Source organism: Nitrosomonas sp. Nm58 (assembly GCF_900107335.1).
Classification (GTDB): Bacteria; Pseudomonadota; Gammaproteobacteria; order Burkholderiales; family Nitrosomonadaceae; genus Nitrosomonas.
Window position 1 is genome coordinate 1 of sequence record NZ_FNPQ01000094.1, and the last position, 3048, is coordinate 3048.

The window sequence follows — 3048 nt, forward strand, 5'->3', positions numbered from 1 at the left end:
AGCAGCAACGAAGATGGCTTAAGCGGCGCCAAGCCGTGGAGCCCGCGATCGGGCATCTCAAATCAGATCACCGAATGGATCGTTGCTGGTTACAGCGAAAACTGGGCGATGCGCTCCATGCAGTACTGTGTGCAACGGGTTACAACCTACGCTGGTTGCTGCGAGCAATGGTTCGCCTGGGGCTGAAGACGGCTTTTTTACGCATTTTATTGCTTCAGCTGGTCAATTCTATCAGGAGCGAACTTCTGACTGTTGATGTGAATACTCGGCATGCTAAATCTATATTAGCAGCCGGGTGAATTTTGCAGGGCCGACTATTTATGTTCCCAGCAGTTCGTTCTGATAATTGATTTACAAATTTGCGTATGTTTGCCATGACTGTTCGGAGGACAACAACGAAAGTGGAGATGGCGAATGGCGAGAGGAACGAATCGGGAGGATTTGGTATTGCTGGAATCTCATAGATAGATGCTGACCGAATTGAGCGGATCAAGGACGGCACCTGCACGCGAGGTAGAGCGCGCCAAGATATTGCTGCGATATGCGGAGGGGATTTCGATTTCCGATATCCAGCGGCAGGTTGGTGTCTCTCGGCCAACTATATATAAATGTATCGACAAGGCACTTGCTGCGGGCGTTCCTGTGGGCTTGAAAGATACCTTTCACCACCCCAAGGAGCCGGAGATTCTAGCGGATGCTAAGGCTTGGGTAGTCAGCCTCGCCTGTACCAACCAAAGGGTCATGGTTTGGCAGCTGAATTGTGGACTCCGTCGGCACTGGCGCGCCACGTGAGGCAGCATGCTGTTGCTGCTGCTGGTTTTACTCGTCTGGTGCAAGCGAACAAAACCACGGTATGGCGCATTTTAAAGGAACACGACATCAAGCCACACCGGATTCGTTATTACCTAGAAAAGCGCGATCCCGATTTTGACCGTAAGATGCGGGAGGTGCTTATGATCTATCAGGAGGTTTCGCTGTATGCGGACAAAACCGGACAGGGAAACCAGCCAGCCTCAGTTTACACTGTCAGCGTTGACGAGAAGCTCGGCGCGCAAGCGATCGGCCTGACTGCCCCAGACCTTCCATCCGTACCCGGCAGGGAAACATCATTGGCGCGAGATTACGAGTATGTTCGCTTTGGTACCCTGTCCATCCTGGCGGCGCTCGATTTGCATACGGGGGAAATCATCGCCAACGTGGAGTCGAAGCACCGCAGCCGCGAGTTTATTGATCTGCTCAAGCGTTTGGACGCTCATTACCCTGCTGATGCCGTTATTCGTGTGGTGCTCGACAATCACTCGGCTCATATTTCCAAGGAAACGATGGCTTATTTGGCGAGCCGTCCGGGGCGTTTTGAATATGTTCATACACCCAAACATGGTTCATGGCTGAATCTTATAGAGTGTGCCTTTTCCAAGACGGCTCGTACCTTTCTTCGCCATATTCGGGCCTCGTCAAAGGAAGAACTCAAAGAGCGAATCCTCAAAGGCATTGCGGAGTTTAACGAAATACCGGCTTCATTACGTTGGAGAAAGTTCGATTTGGGGCTTGTTTAATTTGCAATTGTTTTAACGGAACGATCTGCTAGTTCCAACTAGAACACAGGGTTCTAGATTAATATCCCTGAATAATGCACAAGAAATGTAATCAACTTCTGATCACAGCTAGCGCATACCCTGTCATCTACAAATTTATTGCATCTCATCATACTATTTCTACACAAAATACAATCAAATTGTAATACATAAGGAATTATTTTCGTAAGTACCCTCACCTCACTACTCAATATTCCACAAATAATTCTTTACAATCAGGAATTTTTCCAACCGATCTAAACGGTCAACATTCAGTAATCAAAGAAACTCAAACAGCATATTCTTGCTTTACTTTTGTTGCTGCACTTAGTGCAACTTTCTTAGTCTTCCCTGCACGAGATGGAATATTACATAAACCACAAACATGGTTGGAATGTATTTCCAAGCTATGGACTATAAAACTACCATTACATTTAGTACAAAGTGTGACACACAATACTTTGCTTTCAAGGAAACGCACCAGAGTCCACGCACGCGTTAAGCTCAGAATGCGCTGAAGGTGATTAATCTCAATATGCTCAAGATATAGCTTGTAACTTTTTATAATGGCATCAATACCATAAACATTTGTATATTTAATAATATAGTTATAAATGTTAATGAATAGTGAAGAATGCACATTTGGTTGCCAGCTTGTAAACCAGTCCTCAGAGTAAGGCAGCATCCCTTTGGGAGGAGAAACTCCCCTTATCTCCTTATATAGCCTTACAAGCCTCTCACGACTTAATTCTGTATTTGTCTCTAAAACCTGTAACCTAGCTCCAAGTTTAATTAATTCAGTAGCAAGCTGAATTTGCCTGGCTTCTGACAAAAGACTCTTTTCTCGCATAGAATGCTCCCCACTCCATACTAAATCAACCAATAATTTCAGCCGGTAATCCGGCCATTAATATAGCAGCGTGCGATTGGGTCAGAGCACGATCTCGGCTATGATTAGATAAAATCTCAGCAATGAGCCGATCATCAAACCGGAAACGGCACAGCAACATATTAGAAGTAGCCATTTTTAACAGCTGACTAGAAGTAAGATTCTCCAGAATATTTGCAACATCTTCACTAATACCAAGTCGATATATCGCCGTAACCTTGTCTTCACGCAACAACTGTTGAGCTAGTAACATGTAGCCAAGATTGATCTCTCTTATCTCATCAAGAATCTGACTTGTTTCCATATCGATGCTCCTTATTCACACGATTAGATTTAAATTGAGCACATTCTCAATCCAAGCATATTCTCAATCTTGTAACTATGGAAGTAAATGGAACATCAACCAAATGAATAGTCAGTATTTCACTAACCTATTTGTAGGATTTTTCCCTATATACTATAAGTTCATAGGGTAATCAGATAGATATAGTGAATCGCCCCGGTTTTTCCGGAGACTTTTTAGTTTGAGTCAGGCTGCATTAGCTGACTCCTTTAATTGGCGATAATATGCCATTTCAAATTCAG

2 protein-coding genes and 2 pseudogenes are annotated in these 3048 nt (G+C 44.4%); 2 read left to right on the top strand and 2 right to left on the bottom strand.

The window, feature by feature from the left end:
• Both BLW34_RS17190 and BLW34_RS15025 read left to right on the top strand, forming a co-directional pair.
• Positions 1-299 (top strand): annotated as a pseudogene (locus tag BLW34_RS17190) (hypothetical protein); the annotation flags it as partial.
• A gap of 169 nt (positions 300-468) precedes the next feature.
• Positions 469-1556 (top strand): annotated as a pseudogene (locus BLW34_RS15025) (IS630 family transposase).
• A gap of 307 nt (positions 1557-1863) precedes the next feature.
• Here the strand turns inward: BLW34_RS15025 and flhC are convergent.
• Positions 1864-2424, bottom strand: a complete 561-nt coding sequence (gene flhC / locus BLW34_RS15030) for a flagellar transcriptional regulator FlhC (RefSeq protein WP_090542789.1) — start codon at positions 2422-2424, stop codon at positions 1864-1866.
• A gap of 25 nt (positions 2425-2449) precedes the next feature.
• Positions 2450-2767 (bottom strand): flagellar transcriptional regulator FlhD, encoded by a 318-nt coding sequence (flhD, locus tag BLW34_RS15035; protein ID WP_090542787.1) that lies wholly within the window; start codon positions 2765-2767, stop codon positions 2450-2452.
• Between the last annotated feature and the right edge of the window lie 281 nt (positions 2768-3048).

Excerpts from the sequence above, each read along its gene's own strand:
- flhC (WP_090542789.1), bottom strand. The coding sequence starts at position 2,424 with ATGCGAGAAAAGAGTCTTTTGTCAGAAGCCAGGCAAATTCAGCTTGCT.
- flhD (WP_090542787.1), bottom strand. The coding sequence starts at position 2,767 with ATGGAAACAAGTCAGATTCTTGATGAGATAAGAGAGATCAATCTTGGC.